Annotated in this window: 14 protein-coding genes; 6 read left to right on the plus strand and 8 right to left on the minus strand. The window is 65.6% G+C overall.

Annotated elements, in window-relative coordinates; genetic code table 11:
- Positions 1-48: 48 nt before the first annotated feature.
- Positions 49-549, minus strand: coding sequence for a hypothetical protein (locus AC1DXS_RS01525; protein ID WP_477735823.1), 501 nt, complete (start codon positions 547-549; stop codon positions 49-51).
- Between the two features lie 210 nt (positions 550-759).
- On the opposite strand from AC1DXS_RS01525, the gene AC1DXS_RS01530 reads away from it, so the two are divergent.
- Positions 760-1,944, plus strand: a complete 1,185-nt coding sequence (locus tag AC1DXS_RS01530) for an NAD(P)/FAD-dependent oxidoreductase (protein ID WP_477735824.1) — start codon at positions 760-762, stop codon at positions 1,942-1,944.
- 12 nt (positions 1,945-1,956) lie between these two features.
- On the opposite strand, the gene AC1DXS_RS01535 is transcribed toward AC1DXS_RS01530, so the two are convergent.
- Positions 1,957-2,961 (minus strand): SLAC1 anion channel family protein, encoded by a 1,005-nt coding sequence (locus tag AC1DXS_RS01535; RefSeq protein ID WP_477735825.1) that lies wholly within the window; start codon positions 2,959-2,961, stop codon positions 1,957-1,959.
- A gap of 98 nt (positions 2,962-3,059) precedes the next feature.
- Between AC1DXS_RS01535 and AC1DXS_RS01540 the strand changes: the two genes are divergently transcribed.
- Both AC1DXS_RS01540 and AC1DXS_RS01545 read left to right on the plus strand, forming a co-directional pair.
- Positions 3,060-4,037, plus strand: a complete 978-nt coding sequence (locus AC1DXS_RS01540) for a GlxA family transcriptional regulator (RefSeq protein ID WP_477735826.1) — start codon at positions 3,060-3,062, stop codon at positions 4,035-4,037.
- Between the two features lie 101 nt (positions 4,038-4,138).
- Entirely contained in the window at positions 4,139-5,332 is a 1,194-nt protein-coding gene (locus AC1DXS_RS01545) for a Fic family protein (protein WP_477735827.1), read from the plus strand.
- A gap of 5 nt (positions 5,333-5,337) precedes the next feature.
- Here AC1DXS_RS01545 and AC1DXS_RS01550 read toward each other — a convergent pair whose 3' ends face one another.
- Positions 5,338-6,348, minus strand: a complete 1,011-nt coding sequence (locus AC1DXS_RS01550) for an aldo/keto reductase (RefSeq protein WP_477735828.1) — start codon at positions 6,346-6,348, stop codon at positions 5,338-5,340.
- A 251-nt stretch (positions 6,349-6,599) separates the two neighbouring features.
- Between AC1DXS_RS01550 and AC1DXS_RS01555 the strand changes: the two genes are divergently transcribed.
- Positions 6,600-7,532, plus strand: a complete 933-nt coding sequence (locus AC1DXS_RS01555; protein WP_477735829.1) for a LysR family transcriptional regulator — start codon at positions 6,600-6,602, stop codon at positions 7,530-7,532.
- 10 nt (positions 7,533-7,542) lie between these two features.
- On the opposite strand, the gene AC1DXS_RS01560 is transcribed toward AC1DXS_RS01555, so the two are convergent.
- The gene (locus AC1DXS_RS01560) at positions 7,543-8,091 is read right to left on the minus strand and encodes a carboxymuconolactone decarboxylase family protein (protein WP_477735830.1); all 549 of its coding nucleotides are present in this window, start codon (positions 8,089-8,091) and stop codon (positions 7,543-7,545) included.
- 171 nt (positions 8,092-8,262) lie between these two features.
- Here AC1DXS_RS01560 and AC1DXS_RS01565 point away from each other — a divergent pair, with 171 nt between their 5' ends.
- On the plus strand, positions 8,263-9,126 hold the full coding sequence (locus tag AC1DXS_RS01565; protein ID WP_477735831.1) for an AraC family transcriptional regulator: 864 nt from the start codon (positions 8,263-8,265) through the stop codon (positions 9,124-9,126).
- Here the strand turns inward: AC1DXS_RS01565 and AC1DXS_RS01570 are convergent.
- The 3 genes from AC1DXS_RS01570 to AC1DXS_RS01580 all read right to left on the minus strand — a co-directional run bounded on the left by AC1DXS_RS01570 (position 9,123) and on the right by AC1DXS_RS01580 (position 11,470).
- A complete protein-coding gene (locus AC1DXS_RS01570; RefSeq protein ID WP_477735832.1) occupies positions 9,123-9,464 on the minus strand; it encodes a hypothetical protein in 342 nt (113 codons plus the stop codon). The genes AC1DXS_RS01565 and AC1DXS_RS01570 overlap by 4 nt on opposite strands.
- 177 nt (positions 9,465-9,641) lie before the next feature.
- Positions 9,642-10,541 carry an SDR family oxidoreductase gene (locus AC1DXS_RS01575; RefSeq protein ID WP_477735833.1) on the minus strand — a complete coding sequence of 300 codons (900 nt, stop codon included), beginning with the start codon at positions 10,539-10,541 and terminating at the stop codon, positions 9,642-9,644.
- Between the two features lie 173 nt (positions 10,542-10,714).
- Complete coding sequence (locus AC1DXS_RS01580) at positions 10,715-11,470, minus strand: glucose 1-dehydrogenase (RefSeq protein ID WP_477735834.1); 756 nt, start codon at positions 11,468-11,470, stop codon at positions 10,715-10,717.
- A gap of 172 nt (positions 11,471-11,642) precedes the next feature.
- Here AC1DXS_RS01580 and AC1DXS_RS01585 point away from each other — a divergent pair, with 172 nt between their 5' ends.
- Positions 11,643-12,539 (plus strand): LysR family transcriptional regulator, encoded by an 897-nt coding sequence (locus AC1DXS_RS01585; protein ID WP_477735835.1) that lies wholly within the window; start codon positions 11,643-11,645, stop codon positions 12,537-12,539.
- Positions 12,540-12,543: 4 nt separating this feature from the next.
- On the opposite strand, the gene AC1DXS_RS01590 is transcribed toward AC1DXS_RS01585, so the two are convergent.
- On the minus strand, positions 12,544-14,994 hold the full coding sequence (locus tag AC1DXS_RS01590; RefSeq protein ID WP_477735836.1) for a glucose/quinate/shikimate family membrane-bound PQQ-dependent dehydrogenase: 2,451 nt from the start codon (positions 14,992-14,994) through the stop codon (positions 12,544-12,546).
- Positions 14,995-15,059: the final 65 nt, after the last annotated feature.

A 15,059-nucleotide genomic window follows, 5' to 3' on the forward strand; every position in this document is an offset into this window, starting at 1 on the left:
AACAAAAAGGGGCAGCTGAAACAGCTGCCCCTTTTTTTGCGCGCTTGCTTACTTGCTTGCGGCGGCTTTCACGTCGGTCTTGGCTTCTGCCTTGACAGCGTTGGTGTCGAGCTTGGCGTTGGCCTTGTCGGCACCGGTGCTCACCTTCAGCGAATCGACCTTGGCGTTGGCGTCGACTTTGGTGGAAGCGGCTTTGGCGTCTGCCTTGATGCTGGTCTTCTCAGCTTTGGCGTTGGCCTTGGCCTTGTCGTCAGCATCAGCCTTGGCTGCTTTGGCTTCGGCCTTGGCTTTCACCTTGGCTGCCTTGGCATCGGCCTTGGCGGTCTTTTCAGCCGCGGCTTTTTCAGCCTTGGCGACCTTGGCGTCGGCCTTGGCATCAACCTTGGCTTCGCTCTTCACGGCGCCGGCGACGGCTTTGTCGGCCTTGGCTTCAGCCTTGACTTCCGCTTTGGTGGCGGCAGGCGTAGCTGGTGCGACCGGTGCGGGAGTTTGTGCGGAAGCAACGCCGACGAACAGGGTGGCGATCAGGGTAGCGAGCAGTTTGTTCATGAGAGAGTCCTTTGGATGGAGTTGAAACGTTGATATCAAGTAGCCCATGTTCAACGGCATGCCTCGCGTGCTGTTGACCCAACGCACACAACGTTGCAATTGGAGGCTTGCGCTTTACCTGTTTTGTCGCTACCCGGCGACAAGTGTGCGAGATGAAGGTATGCCATGTAGGATGAGGCGCATCGAGCACGTAAGGCAAAACCGATTGGCATGAAGCACCCAACACCAACACAAAGAGTCGTCATCGCAGGCGGTGGCGTGATCGGCAGTGCGATCGCATACTTTCTTGCAAGCCACCCGCGCTTTGCCGGTGAGATCACGGTGCTGGAACGCGACCCGACTTACGCACAAGCTTCGTCGGCGCTGTCGGCCAGCTCGATACGCCAGCAGTTCTCGCAGCCGGTGAATATCGCTGTCTCGCAATTCGGCATTGGGTTTCTCCGCGACATTCACCAGCACCTGGCGGTGGATGGCGATGTGCCGGAGATCGGGTTGACGGAGCGCGGCTATCTGTATTTAGCCACCGAGGCCGGCGCGGCCACCTTGCGCGAGAACCATGCGACGCAGCGCGCCATGGGTGTGGAGGTGGCGCTGCTGGAGCCTGCGCAGTTGCGGCAGCGCTTTCCCTGGCTGAATGTGGACGACCTCGCGCTGGGCTCCTTGGGCCTCAAGGGCGAAGGCTGGTTTGACGGCTACGGCCTGCTGATGGCTTTCAAGCAAAAGGCGCGCAGCCTGGGCGTGCAGTATGTGAAGGCCGAAGCCTCGGGCTTTGCGCACAGCGCCGGCCGTGTGACGGCAGTGACGCTGCAGGGCGGCACGCAGCTGCCCTGCGACTGGGCGGTGAACGCGGCGGGCGCGTGGGCGCGGCCGCTGCTGGCACACACCGGGCTGGACTTGCCGGTGTATGGGCGCAGGCGCTGCGTGTATGCCTTTGCCAGCCCCGCGAAGACGCCGGGCTGCCCGCTGGTTATCGACACCAGCGGCCTGTGGTTCCGGCCCGAGGGTGAACTCTGGATTTGCGGATTGCCGCCCGCCGAAGGCAATGACGCCAACGATGCGCCACTGGACGTGGACCACGAACTCTTCGACCAGGCCTGGCTGACGCTGGCTCACCGCGTGCCGGGTTTTGAGGCGCTGCGCCTGCAGCGTGCCTGGGCCGGCTATTACGAATACAACACGCTGGACCACAACGCGCTGCTGGGCCCGCACCCGGCCTTGCCCAACCTGCTGCTGGCCAATGGCTTCAGCGGCCATGGCCTGCAACAGTCGCCGGCCGTGGGGCGCGGTATCGCGGAGTGGATCTGCGACGGGCGCTACACCAGCCTGGACCTGTCGCCGCTGGCGGCGCAGCGGCTGGTGCGGGGTGAGGCCTTGATTGAGAAGAACGTGATCTAGGCCTGGCTTTATTTAAGTGGCGAACAGCTTGCCGCTGAACACCCAGTGCAAGGTGCGCACCGTGAGCACGGACAGGGCCAGGGTCAGCACCACCAGCAGCACGCCGGCCAACCCGTGCAGCACCGCACCACCGCGCGCCTCTGAATAGACGACGGCGGCGCTGGCCAGCGCGGCCATCGGAAAGCTGACGGCCCACCAGCCCGGCGAGAAAGGCACGTCACGGCGGAAGACCTTGGGCGAAACCACCACGAAGACGAACAGCGCGAAGTAAAACAGCGCACCTGCGAAGCGGTCGACCTGGCCGAAGACATTGACCCAGGCCAGGAAGCCGACGGCAAAGGGCGCTGTCAAAATCATCAGCGAAGGCCGCATGCCCAGGGGCAGCGGCTCGCCGTGGGCCAGGCGGTGGATGATGAGCGTCCACAGCACCAGCGCGACCATGGCGCCGACGGCCATGGCCCCCAAATTGATTTCAGCGGCCCAGGCCATGGGCATGTGGCCGCCGGTGACACCGATGTCGAGCACGCCGACGCCGGGGATGATCCACACCGGCAGCATGTGGGCAGCAGCAAGCCTGCCCTGCAGCAGGCGGCTGCCGGTCAGCAGGCCAAGGGCAAAAGTCACCACCACACCGGCCATCCACAGGCCCTGCGCGAAGCCCTGGCCGTAAGGCATGAGCACCGAGGACAGCAGCAGCAGGGAAATGGCGAACTGGCCGAAGAAGTTGCCGGAAACCGGGTCGGTGAATTCCTTGCGCACGGCATCGGGGTGCAGCGCGAGCTTGGCCAGATAGCCTGCCGAGTGCGCGATGAAAACGGCCAGCGCGAAAAAGCCCATGGCTTCGCCGACGGCGGCGGGCGCGCCAAAGGCCGGCACGGCGAGCCGCCAGGCCAGTGCCATGCCGGCCAGGCCCATGACGGCGCCGTAGAGGTTGATGGGGAGCTGGCGTATGGAATAGGCGCCGGTGGCGGGAGCGATGGGAGCGATAGGGGCGGTGGGGGCCGTGATCGTATTCATGGAAAGCCTCTGGCTGAATTTGTCGTTCACGTAATTTTCGGCTAAGCTGCCCTGAATTCAACACCGCGCATGCGGCGAATCCAGCCAAAGAGGCCCCCATGTCCGCCACCCGCCGGGTTTGCATACTTGCCGTGCCGCGTGTCCAGCTGCTGGACGTGATCGGACCGGCCGACGTTTTCGCGGAGGCCGCGCAGCAGCTGAGCAACCCGCGCGCCTACCGGCTGCGGCTGATAGGCACGCAAGCCGGCGAAATCAAGGGCAGCAACGGCATGCGCATGGCGGTGGACAGCACCATCCAGACCTACCGCGGCCGCATAGACACTTTGCTGGTGGCGGGCAGCCCGCTGGCCGAGGAACTGACCGGCAAGCCGGAGATCAGCGCCTGGCTGGTGCGGCAGGCGCGCACGGTGCGGCGGCTGGGTTCGGTCTGCACGGGCGCGTTTTTGCTGGCGGAGGCGGGCCTGCTGGACGGCAAGCGCGTGGCCACGCACTGGAATTCAACGGACCGGCTGGCCGCATGCTTTCCCGCGCTGCGGGTGGAGGCCGACGCGATTTATGTGAGGGACGGCAACACCTACACCTCGGCCGGCGTGACGGCGGGCATGGACCTGGCGCTGCACCTGGTGGAGGAAGACCACGGGCGCGACATTGCCCTGAAGGTGGCGCGCAAGATGGTGATGTTCCTCAAGCGGCCGGGCGGGCAATCGCAGTTCAGCGCCCACCTGGCGGCGCAGACGGCCGACAAGTCGGTGGTGCGCGAGATCCAGGACTATGTGCTGGCGCACCTGGGCGAGGACCTCTCGGTGCCGGCGCTGTGCCGGCGAGCCGCGATGAGCGAGCGTAACTTCGCGCGCGTGTTCCGCGCGGCCACCGGGCTGACGCCGGCCAGCTTTGTGGAGGCGGCGCGCATAGACGAAGCGCGGCGGCAGGTGGAGGCGTCCGAGGTGCCGATCAAGAAGCTGGCCGACTCGCTGGGTTATGCCAATGCCGATGGCTTTCGGCGCGCCTTCACGCGGCGGCTGGGCGTGAGCCCGAATGACTACCGCAAGCGTTTTACGGGGCAGGGGGCGGCTTGAGAGGGGCCAAACAGCTGGTTCGCGGAGGAAAAAGGCCAGGATGAGGCGTATTTTGGCAGATACACCTCATTTTTTGATGCGTATTTGCTAAAATACGGCTCATGTCCTCCCAAACCTCGTTTCCCGAGCCAGTCTATATATGGCAACGCGCGGGCTGGCCGGCGCTGGTGTTTAACGCCAGTGCTCTTGAGCACGACCTGAATCTGGCGCGCCTGGAGCAAGGCCGGCTGCTGGGACAAATGCAAGCCATCGGCTTGGCGGATGCGCAGGCGATCACCAGTGAGTTGTGGGTTCAGGAGGCCATGGCCACAGCGGCCATTGAAGGCGAAAAACTGAACCTGGACGCAGTGCGGTCTTCCGTGTGCCGCCGGCTGGGCCTGGCGGACCTGCCCACGCATGACCGCCATGTGGATGGTTTGATAGAGCTGATGCAGGACGCGACGGACGGCTACCAATCGGTGCTGGATGAAGACCGATTGTGCCGCTGGCAGGCAGCCCTGTTTCCCACAGGTACATCGGGCCTGCGGCGAGTCGCCGTGGGGCGCTACCGCGACCATGCGGACGAGATGCAAATCGTGAGCGGCCCCCTGGGTCGGGAAGTGGTGCACTACATCGCGCCGGCATCCGGCGACGTCGCGGCGCAGATGCAGTTGTTCCTGGCCTGGTTTGAAGAGACGCGTCCTGCGCAGCGCACAGCGGCCCAGCCCGCCGCTCCGTCCATCAACGGCATCGCCCGCGCGGCCATCGCGCATCTGTGGTTCGAGTCGATTCACCCGTTTGAAGACGGCAACGGCCGGGTCGGCCGGGCGATCGTCGACATGGCGATCGCACAGGACATCGGCTCATCCGCGCGCCTGTTCGGGCTCTCGCGGCAGATGTTCGAATCAAGGACAGCGTACTACGACGCGTTGAACCAGGCGCAGCGCGGCGGCCTGGACGCCACGCCCTGGGTCCAATGGTTTGTGCACGCCTTCACGGCCTGCTGCCTCAGGTCGCAGGCCGTGGTGACACAGGCGCTGCAAAAAACGGCATTCCGTCTGCGCGCCTCTGGTTTTTCCCTGAATGAACGGCAAAGCAAGGTGTTGACTCGCCTGCTGGAAGCCGGCGACGGCGGCTTCCTGGGCGGCATGACGACCGACAAATACAGCAAGATCACGGGCATCTCCAAAGCGACGGCAAGCCGCGACCTCACAGAGCTGCTGCAGCACGGCTTGCTCATGGTGACCGGCGTGGGCAAGGCGACGCGCTACGCCGTCAATGTGGAAGGCTGGAATCAGGGAAAAGCGCTTACCTGATCGCTTTATTTCTCGCTGTCCAGGTGCGCCATCTGCTCAGCCCCATACCGCGTGCCGGCCACGGCATCGGCCGGCAGGGCGGCTTCAATGCGCTGGAGGTCTTCGCTGCCCAGCGCGAGCTTGAGCGCACCCAGCGACTCGCCCAGCTGCTTCAAGGTGCGCGAGCCGACCAGCGCCACCATGTCCACGCCCAGGGCCTTGCCGCGCGCGAGCACCCAGGCAATCGCGACCTGCGAAGCCGTGGCGCCCAGGCCGGCGGCGAGTTGCTGCAGCACGTCGACCAGTTGCTGGTTCTTCGCGGCGTTGTCGCCGGTGAAGCGCGGCAGGTGGGTGCGGAAGTCATTGGGGCCCGTCGGCTTGGAGCCCGAGAGCAGGCCGCGTGAAAGCACGCCGTAGGCCGTGACGCCTATGCCCAGCTGCTTCAGAACCGGAAAGATGTCGGCCTCGGGCCCGCGGCTGAGTAGCGAGTATTCGATCTGCAGGTCGGTGATCGGGTGTACGGCATGGGCTTTCTGGATAGTCTCCACACCGACTTCGCTAAGGCCGATGTGGCGCACAAACCCGGCTTTGACCATGTCAGCGATGGCGCCTATGGTGTCTTCAATCGGCACATTCGGGTCCAGCCGCGCGATACGGTAGATGTCGATGTGATCGGTGCCCAGGCGCTGCAGGCTGTAGGCCAGGAAGTTCTTGACGGCGGCGGGCCGGCCGTCCATGCCGATCCAGCCGGCGCTGGGGTCGCGCATCGCGCCGAACTTGACGGAGACCAGTGCTTCGTCGCGCCGGCCTTTGAGCGCTCGGCCCAGCAACATTTCGTTGTGGCCCATGCCGTAGAAGTCGCCGGTGTCTATGAGGTTGATGCCGGCGTCGAGCGCGGCGTGGATGGTCGCGATGCTTTGCGCTTCATCGGCCGCGCCGTACATGGCGGACATGCCCATGGCGCCCAGGCCTATGGCGGAAACGGATTGCGGGCCTTTGGCGCCCAAACGGGTTTGGGCAAGGGTGGTGGTGTTCATGGGGAGCCTTTCGGTGAATTCGGAGTCAGTGAATGGATGTTCGGTAGAAGGACTGTATTGATTTCAATTACCGGAATAAACTGCCATTCATTGAAATAACTATTCTCGAAATCAGGAACAGTTAAGACAATCTGAACCGGGCTTTGCCATTCCGTTCGCCCTGAGCTTGTCGAAGGGTTCGTCGCAAGCGACAAGGCTTCGACAAGCTCACCCCGAACGGCCAGGAAGAGCAAAAAATAAAAGGCCAAAGAATGAGTGTTGACCGCTACAAAGCGATGGAAGTGTTTAACCGCGTGGTCGAGCTGGGCAGCTTTACCGCGGCGGCCACGGCGCTGCACATGCCCAAGGCCCGCGTGACGACGACGGTGCAGGAGCTCGAGGCGCACCTGGGTGTGCGGTTGCTGAACCGCACCACACGCCGGCTGAGCCTGACGGACGACGGCGCGCTGTACCACCAGCGCGCGCTCGCCATGCTGCAGGACATGGGCGAGCTCGAAGGCACGCTGCGCCGCGCGGTGGCCACGCCGGCCGGGCGCCTGCGCGTGGACGTGCCGGCCGCCGTGGGCCGGCATGTGATCTCGCCGGCGTTGCCGGAATTCTTCAAGCGCTACCCGGACATGGTGCTGGAACTGGGCAGCACCGACAGGCCGGTGGACCTGGTGGCCGAGGGCGTGGACTGCGTGATACGCGGCGGCCTGCTGCACGACGAGACCCTGGTGGCGCGGCCGCTGGGCCGGCTCAAGGTGGTGACCTGCGCCGCGCCTTCCTACCTGGCCCAGTACGGCATGCCGAAAACCCTGGAAGACCTGGAGCAGCACCGCTTCGTGAACTTCCATTCACCGAAGACGGGCAGGATTTTTCCGTTTGAATTTTCAAAAGGCGGCGAGACGCGGCAGATCAATCGCCCGCACTGGGTGACCTGCAACGACGCCGACAGCCACATGAGCGCGGTGCTGGCCGGCCTGGGCCTGTCGCAGCCGCCGTTGACGCGGCGCACCTGCGCGCTGCTGGCCAGCGGCGCGCTGGTGCGTGTGCTGCCCGACTGGCAACCCGAAGACCTGCCCATGGTGGTGATGTACCCGCGCAACCGCCACCTGACGGCCAAGGTCAGGGCCTTTGCCGACTGGGTGGCGGAGGTGTTCAAAGCGGAGTTCGCGGCAGGCGCGAAGCTGTACCCGCAGTAGCGGTGCAGCCTCAGGCGGCAGTGCGGCTCAGCTTGACGGGCGCGAAATCGACGGGCACCGCAAACGCCACATTGACGTAGTTGGTGAAGAGGTTGAGCGCCACGTGCGCGAGGATCTCGACCACCTGCTCATCGCTGAAGCCGGCCTTGCGAACAGCCTGCACGTCGGCCTCGGACACATTGCCGCGATCGTTCACGAGCTTGAGCGCAAACGCGAGCGCCGCGGCGGTGGCCGGGTCGGCGGATTCACCGCGCTGCGCGGCGGCCAGGCCTTCGGCGCTGACGCCGGCCTTGCGGCCCAGCGCGGTGTGGGCGGCCAGGCAGTACTCGCAGGCGTTGCGGTCGGCGACCGCGACAGCGATCTGCTCGCCCAGTTTGGCGTCAATCACACCGCCGCCCAGGGCACCGAAGGCGCCCCACATGCTTTGGAGCGCGGCCGGCGAATTGGCAACGGCCTTGAACATATTGGGCGTGGCACCGAAAGCCTGGTGGACCTGGTCGAGCAGGGCTTTGCGCTCGGCGGTGGTGGCGCTGCGGTCTATCAATGGGATGCGTGACATGGCGGAAGTCCTTGGAAAGTTGAAAGGGAAAACTGAACATTTCGTGCGGCCAGGGGCTTGAGGTCCCTCGCTGCACGGAATGCAGTTTCCCGCGACAATCTGGACTGATTGGATCAATTCATCCATCAAATCATCCTTATCGTCCAGACACTCCCCAACACAAACTTCCCCATGAACCAAGGACTGGACCGGCTTTCCGCCCTGATGGACCGCTTTCGCGTGCGGGCCCACATGTTCCACAACGGGCCGCTGTGCGGCGTCACGCATTTCACGCCCGAGGCCGGGCTGGGTTTTTTGCATGTGATGCGGCGCGGGACCATGGTGGTGACGCACCGCGCGGGCACAGGCGCGCCGCAGCGCATGGAGGTGAACGAGCCCAGCCTGGTGTTTTACCCAAGGCCTTTGGCGCACGACTTTCACAACGCGCCGGTGGAAGGCGCGGACTTCACTTGCGCGACGCTGGCCTTTGACGGCGGCGCCGGCCACCCGCTGGCGCGTGCCCTTCCGGCGCTGGTGGTGCTGCCGCTGGAGCGCGTGCAGGGGCTGGAGCACACGCTGGCCCTGCTGTTTGCCGAAACCGAGCAAGTCCGCTGCGGCCAGCGCCTGCTGGCCGACCGGCTGTTCGAGGTGCTGCTGCTGCAGTTGCTGCGCTGGCTGCTGGACCACCCGCCCGAAGGTGGCGCGCCCGAGGGACTGCTGGCCGGCCTGGCCGAACCGCGGCTAGCGCGCGCACTGGTCGCGGTGCATGAAAAGCCCGGTGAGGCCTGGAGCCTGGAGCTGCTGGCGCAAGCCGCCGGCATGTCGCGCAGCGCGTTCGCGCTGCTGTTCAAGCAGAAGGTCGGGCAAACACCGGCGGATTACCTGGCCACCTGGCGGTTGGCGATTGCCCAGGCCGAGCTGCGCGGCGGCCAATCGCTGAAGGCCATTGCCGTGCAGCTGGGGTATGCCAACGCGTCGGCGCTGTCGCGCCTGTTTGTGCAGAAGATGGGGGTCTCGCCGCGCGACTGGGCCAAGGGGGCCAAGGCGATTTCCTAGCGGCCTTGCGGCATCAGGGCCAGCAGCACAAAGCCGCCGGCCAGCGCGAGGTTCTTGAAGAAATGCAGGACCTCGTTGCGCAGCGCTTGCGGCGTGGCCGTCCAGAAATTGTGGGCGATGAAAGCGTCGGCCAGCAAAAAGGTCGCGGCGGCCAACGCGAACCAGCGCACCTGCCAGCCGAAGGCGAGCGCCAGGCCGGCGGCGACTTCAATTGCGCCTATCGCCGCTGCGGTGTAGTTGCGTTGCCGGGCCGATTCAATGAAGTGCGAAGCGCCTGGGCCGATAAAGGCCAGGGCCATGAGGATGCGGACGAGAGTGAAGATGATGATGGGTTGCATGGTGCCTTCTGGGCGTTGGGATATCTGAATCAGGGAGCTGTGGTCTTGCTCCTTCCCCCGCTGGGGGAAGGCAGGGATGGGGACTGTCGGCGCTTGATATTCGCTGCACCTATTCAAAGGCCGGTTGGCCCCTACCCCAGCCCTCCCCCAGCGGGGGAGGGAGCAAGAAGTGAGCGCTCAAGCCGTGCGGTACACCGTCGGCTTGAGCATGTCGGCGATGCCTATGCGCTGGGCGAACGCTTCGCGCACGCGTTCGGCCACCACGGTGACTTCACCCGCGCCGTCGTCGATGAAGTCGGTCACCGAGCGGAAGGGCCGCGTGCCGGCGGGCAGGCCCACGATGCGGGTGATGTCGTCGGCCACGGCCTGCGGGTCGGCGTGCTCGGGGCTGAGGGCCGAGAGGCGTTCGCCGACTTTGTCCATCACGCCGTCATAGCGGGCATAGGCGGCTGTCGTCGCTTCGTCGGCGGGCTTGCCGGCGCTGGGGAAGTGGTCCGTGCCTTTGGTGAAAGCACCCGGCACGACGATGGAGGTCTCGATGCCGAAGCGGGCGAGCTCGTAGGACATCGTGACCGCCATCGAATCCATCGCGGCCTTGGCAGCGGCATAGGGGCCGAGGAAGGGCGGGAAGCCGCCGCGCACCGTGCTGCTGCTGACCCACAGCACCAGGCCGGCTTCCGCCTTGCGCATGACCGGCAACACGGCGCGGTTCACGCGCTGGCTGCCCAGGAAGTTGGTGTCCAGCACCTTGATGATTTCTTCGGGCGTGTAGGCCTCGGCAGGGCCGACGACCAGGTGGCCGGCGTTGTGCACGATGACGTCGAGGCGCCCCTGCTCGGCCACGATGTGCGCCACGGCGGCGTCGGCAGACGGCTGCGAGAGCACGTCGAGTTCAACGGCGCGCAAGTCAAAGCCATTGGCAAAACTCCAGTCGCGCAGCTCACGCACCTTGGGCGCGTTGCGGCCTTCGATGTCGCGCATGCTGGCATACACGGTGTGGCCGGCCTGTGCGAGTGAACGGGCGGTGAGATGGCCGATGCCGGTGCCTGCACCGGTGACGAGGATGACGGATTTCATGATGTGTGTCTTTCTGGAAAGAGTTTGAAAAGGGTTGTTGATGACCTTGGGAAAGCGCGTGAAGATTTCGTAGCGAGCGAGCCGAGCTTGGGTCGAGCACCGGAGCCGTACACCCGTACGGCGAGGAGCGCAGGCCCAAGATCGGTTCGCGCAGTAGAAAGATTCGCGTGCTTTCAGACGACGCCGCCGTTGGCGCGTAGCGTCTGACCGTTCACCCAGCCTGCGTCGTCACTGACGAGAAATGCAACCGCACTCGCGATGTCCTCAGGCGTGCCCAGGCGTTCGAGCGGCGCCATCTTGGACATGCGCTCAATCGTCTCTGGCGTCTTGCCGTTGAGAAACAGCGCGGTGGCCGTGGGGCCGGGAGCGATCGCGTTGATGCGGATGTTTTTGCCGCGCAGCTCTTTGGCCATGATGTTGGTGAAGGTTTCCACCGCGCTCTTGGTGGCGCCATAGACCGCGTAGCCGGGCAGGGCCAGGCCGATCACGCTGGTCGAGAAATTGACGATGCGGCCGCCGGACTGCAGGCGCTTTGCGGCTTCACGCAGGGTGTTGAACGTGCCTTTGACATTGACGGCAAAGAGGCGGTCAAAGGTGTCGTCGTCGGTATCGGCCAGCGCGGGCAGGCTGGGCGGCATGATGCCGGCGTTGTTGACCAGCACGTCGACACGGCCGAAGGCCTTGATGCTCTCGTCAAACAGCTGCTTCACGGCAGCAGCGCTGGCCACGTCGGCCTGCACGGCAATGGCCTTGCCGCCGGTGGCGGTGATGGACTGCACCACGGCCTGGGCTTCTTCGGCCTGGCCGGCGTAGTTGACGACGACGGCGTAGCCCTCTTTGGCCAGGCGCTGGGCAATGGCAGCGCCTATGCCGCGCGAGGCGCCGGTGACGATGGCGGTTTGGGTCACTTGATTTGCGAAAGTGGTCATTTGGAACTCCTGAAATTGCTAAGGGTTGGTTGGCTCTGACCGCCCCGGGCGCCTGGTGTGTTGCGCGCTTTTGGTGAGTCAGTGAAGGTATTGTTCTATTCAATCCCGATGCCATAAATACCGTAAACTTGCCTTAACTATTCAATACTTGCCAACAATCAAAGCCGACGGAATGGACAGATTTCATTCGATGCAGCTCTTCACGCGGATCGTGGAGCTGGGCAGTTTCACCAAGGCCGCCGACGACCTGCTGCTGCCGCGCGCCACCGTCACGCACGCCGTCCAGCAACTGGAGAAGCGCCTGGGCGCGCGGCTCCTGCACCGCACGACGCGGCATGTGAGCCCCACGCAGGACGGCGCGGCCTATTACGAGCGCTGCCTGCGCCTGTTAACGGACCTCGAAGAGGCCGAGTCGGCCTTTGTCAACACGGGCAGCAAGCCGCGCGGCAAGCTGCGGGTGGATTTGCACGGCACGCTGGCCAGGCATTTTTTGCTGCCGGTGATCGGCCAGTTCTTTGAACGCTACCCGGACATCGAACTTGAAATCGGCATGGGCGACCGGTTGGTGGACCTGGTGCGCGAGGGCGTGGACTGCGTGCTGCGTGTGGGCGAGCTGGCCGAATCCAGCATGGTGGGGCGGCGCGTGGCCTTGCTTGAACAGGTCACCTGCGCGAGCCGCGAATACCTGGACAAACACGGCACGCCCGACACGATAGAAGCGCTGCGCGGGCACCGCGCCGTCAACTTCCTCTCAAGCCGCACCGGCAAGGCGCTGCCTTTTGATTTCATCGTGGACGGCGTACCGCGCCAGGTGCAACTCAAGGGCTCGGTGGCGGTGACAGACGCCGACGCCTACAAGGCCTGCTGCGCCGCGCACCTGGGTTTTATCCAGGTGCCGCGCTACCACCTGGCCGGCCAGCTGGAGGCGGGCGCGCTGGTGGAAGTGCTGGCGCAATTCAGGCCGGCGCCCATGCCGGTGTCTGTGCTGTATCCGCACCACCGGCAGCTCTCACCGCGCGTGCGGGTGTTCGTAGATTGGGTGGCCGACGTCATGGCCCACGCGCGCTGAGAACTCAACGCGCCAGTGGCAGCGCATAAGCGCGCACATAGTCGCCCGCGCGCGTGCCCAGCGAGCCGTGGCCGCCGGCCACCACCAGCACAAACTGCCGGCCGTCGGCGACGGCATAGCTCATGGGTGTGGCCTGGCCGCCGGCGGGCAGGCGCGACTTCCAGAGTTCGTCGCCGTTGTTGACGTCGTAAGCGCGCACATAGTCGTCCAGCGTGCCCGAGAGGAAGGCGACGCCGCCGGCCGTGGCGAGCGGGCCGCCCAGGCTGGGCACACCCATGCGCAAGGGCAAAGGCACGGGCGAGAGATCGCGCACGGTGCCGTTCTTGTGCTGCCAGGCGATGGCGCCGGTGATGAGGTCGGCGCCGGCCACATAGCCCCAGGGCGGCGCCTGGCAGGGAATGCCCAGCGGCGACAGAAAAGCGCTGAGCTTGACGGCGAAAGGCGCGCCGAAATTTTCATTGAGCGAAGGCAGGCTGCCCCGGGGCCGCTCGCTGCCCTGAACCATCAGCGTGCTGTCGTCGGTACGCGGCACGAGCTTTGAAACAAAGGCCAGGTAGGTCGGCGTGGTGAAGGCCATCTGCCGCACCGGGTCGACGGCCACGCCGCCCCAGTTGAAGACGCCGAAGTTGCCGGGGTAGACCAGCGTGCCCTGGGTGGACGGCGGCGTGAAGCGGCCCTCATAACGCAGGCGGTGAAAGGCGATGCGGCAATACAGCTGGTCGAACATGGTGGCGCCCCACATGTCGCGGCCGGTCAGCGGCGGCGGGTTGAAGGACAGTGCCGATTTCGGCTGCGTGGGCGCGCTACGGTCGCCCTGCGCGGCGCCCTGCGGCGCGGGGACTTCGGTGACGGGCAGCAGCGGCGTGCCGGTGCGGCGGTCCAACACAAAGATCTCGCCCTGCTTGGTGGGCTGCACGAGGGCGGGCACTTTGTTGCCGCCTATGTTGAGGTCCAGCAGGCTGGGCTGGGCCGGCACGTCGTAGTCCCAGAGGTCGTGGTGCACCGTCTGGAAATTCCAGCGCACCTTGCCGGTGGCCAGGTCCAGCGCGACGACGGAAGACGAATAGGTTTCCACCGCCGGGCTGCGATTGCCGCCCCACTGGTCGGGCGGCTGGTTGCCCAGCGGCACGTAGACCATGCCCAGCGCCTCGTCGACGCTGGAGATAGACCAGCTGTTGGGCGAGTTGGCGGTGTAGGTCTGGCCGGGCGCGAGCGGCGCGCTGCTGTCGGGCCGGCCCGAATCCCAGGCCCACACCAAGGCGCCTGTGTTGATGTCGAAAGCGCGTATGACGCCGGACTGCTCCTTGGTGGAGACGTTGTCGAGCACAGTGCCTCCGACGATGATGAGGCGCGAGGTCACGACCACGGGCGAGGTCGAGTAATAGGCGCCGGGCTTGAGGTTGGGCATGCCGGCCCAGAGGTCTATCTGCCCCTTGCCGCCGCCGAAGGACGTGCAGGGTTTGCCGCTCTCGGGGCTCAGCGCAATCACGCGCCCGTCGGCCGTGGGCATGAAAAGTTTGGCTGTGCATCCGTCGGCGGCAGGGGGCTTGGGCGCGGTGGCCGGCGGCTGGTAGGACAGGCCGCGGCAGGTCAGGTGCTGCAGCGCGAGCTTGTCCTGGATCTCGGGGTTGAAGCGCCAGGCCTCGGCGCCGGTGGTGGCGTCCAGCGCGATCACCGACTGGTGCGGCGTGCAGAAGAAAAGCCGGTTGCCGACTTTCAGCGGCGTCACCTCAAAAGTGGTTTCCTGCGGGTCGCCGGGGCGGCCGCGCATGTCACCGGTGCGGTACTCCCAGGCCAACTCCAGGCTCTTGACGTTGTCGGGCGTGATCTGCGCCAGCGGCGAATAACGCTGGCCCAAGCCGCTGCGGCCGTAGGCATGCCATTCATCGGCCGGCACGGTGTCGGCCGGTTGCGCGGCGGCGCTGGCGCCCATGGGCGGCAGCGGCAGCATGCCCACCAGGCGGTTGTCGTCATGAAACCAGGTCACGACCGAGGCGACCAGGAAGGCGCCCAGCACCGAACCGAGGGCCCAGCGCCCGCCGCGCGCGCCCAGAAAGCCCTCGTGGCCGATGGAGTGGATAGGCCAGGTGCGGGCGACCCCCGGCGTCAGCAGGAAAAGCCCGATGACAAACACCACGCCGCCGCGCGCCGCCAGCGGCCACCAGTCCAGCCCGGCCTCCCACAGCGCCCAGGCCAGTGTGCCGCCCACCACCAGAGCGAAAACCCACAGGCCGGACGGGCTGCGGCGTGCCAGCAGCACGCCCGCCAGCACAAAGCCCAGGCCCGCGAGCAGGTAGTAGGAACTGCCGCCCAGCACGACGAGCCAGCACCCCGCAAGCAGCAGAGGCACACCGAGTACCAGCAGCACCAAACCCGCGGCCCAGGCCGTGCGGCGTTTGAGCGGGTCGACAGGCTTGAGCGCGGGATTGACGGGGGAGGGGTTGTAAGTCGGCATTTTTGTTCTTCGTGTTTTTGTGTTCTGTGGACCGCGCGGTTCAGCCATGGGCCTGGCATGGAGGC

It is taken from the genome of Polaromonas sp. P3_B1 (assembly GCF_056402935.1).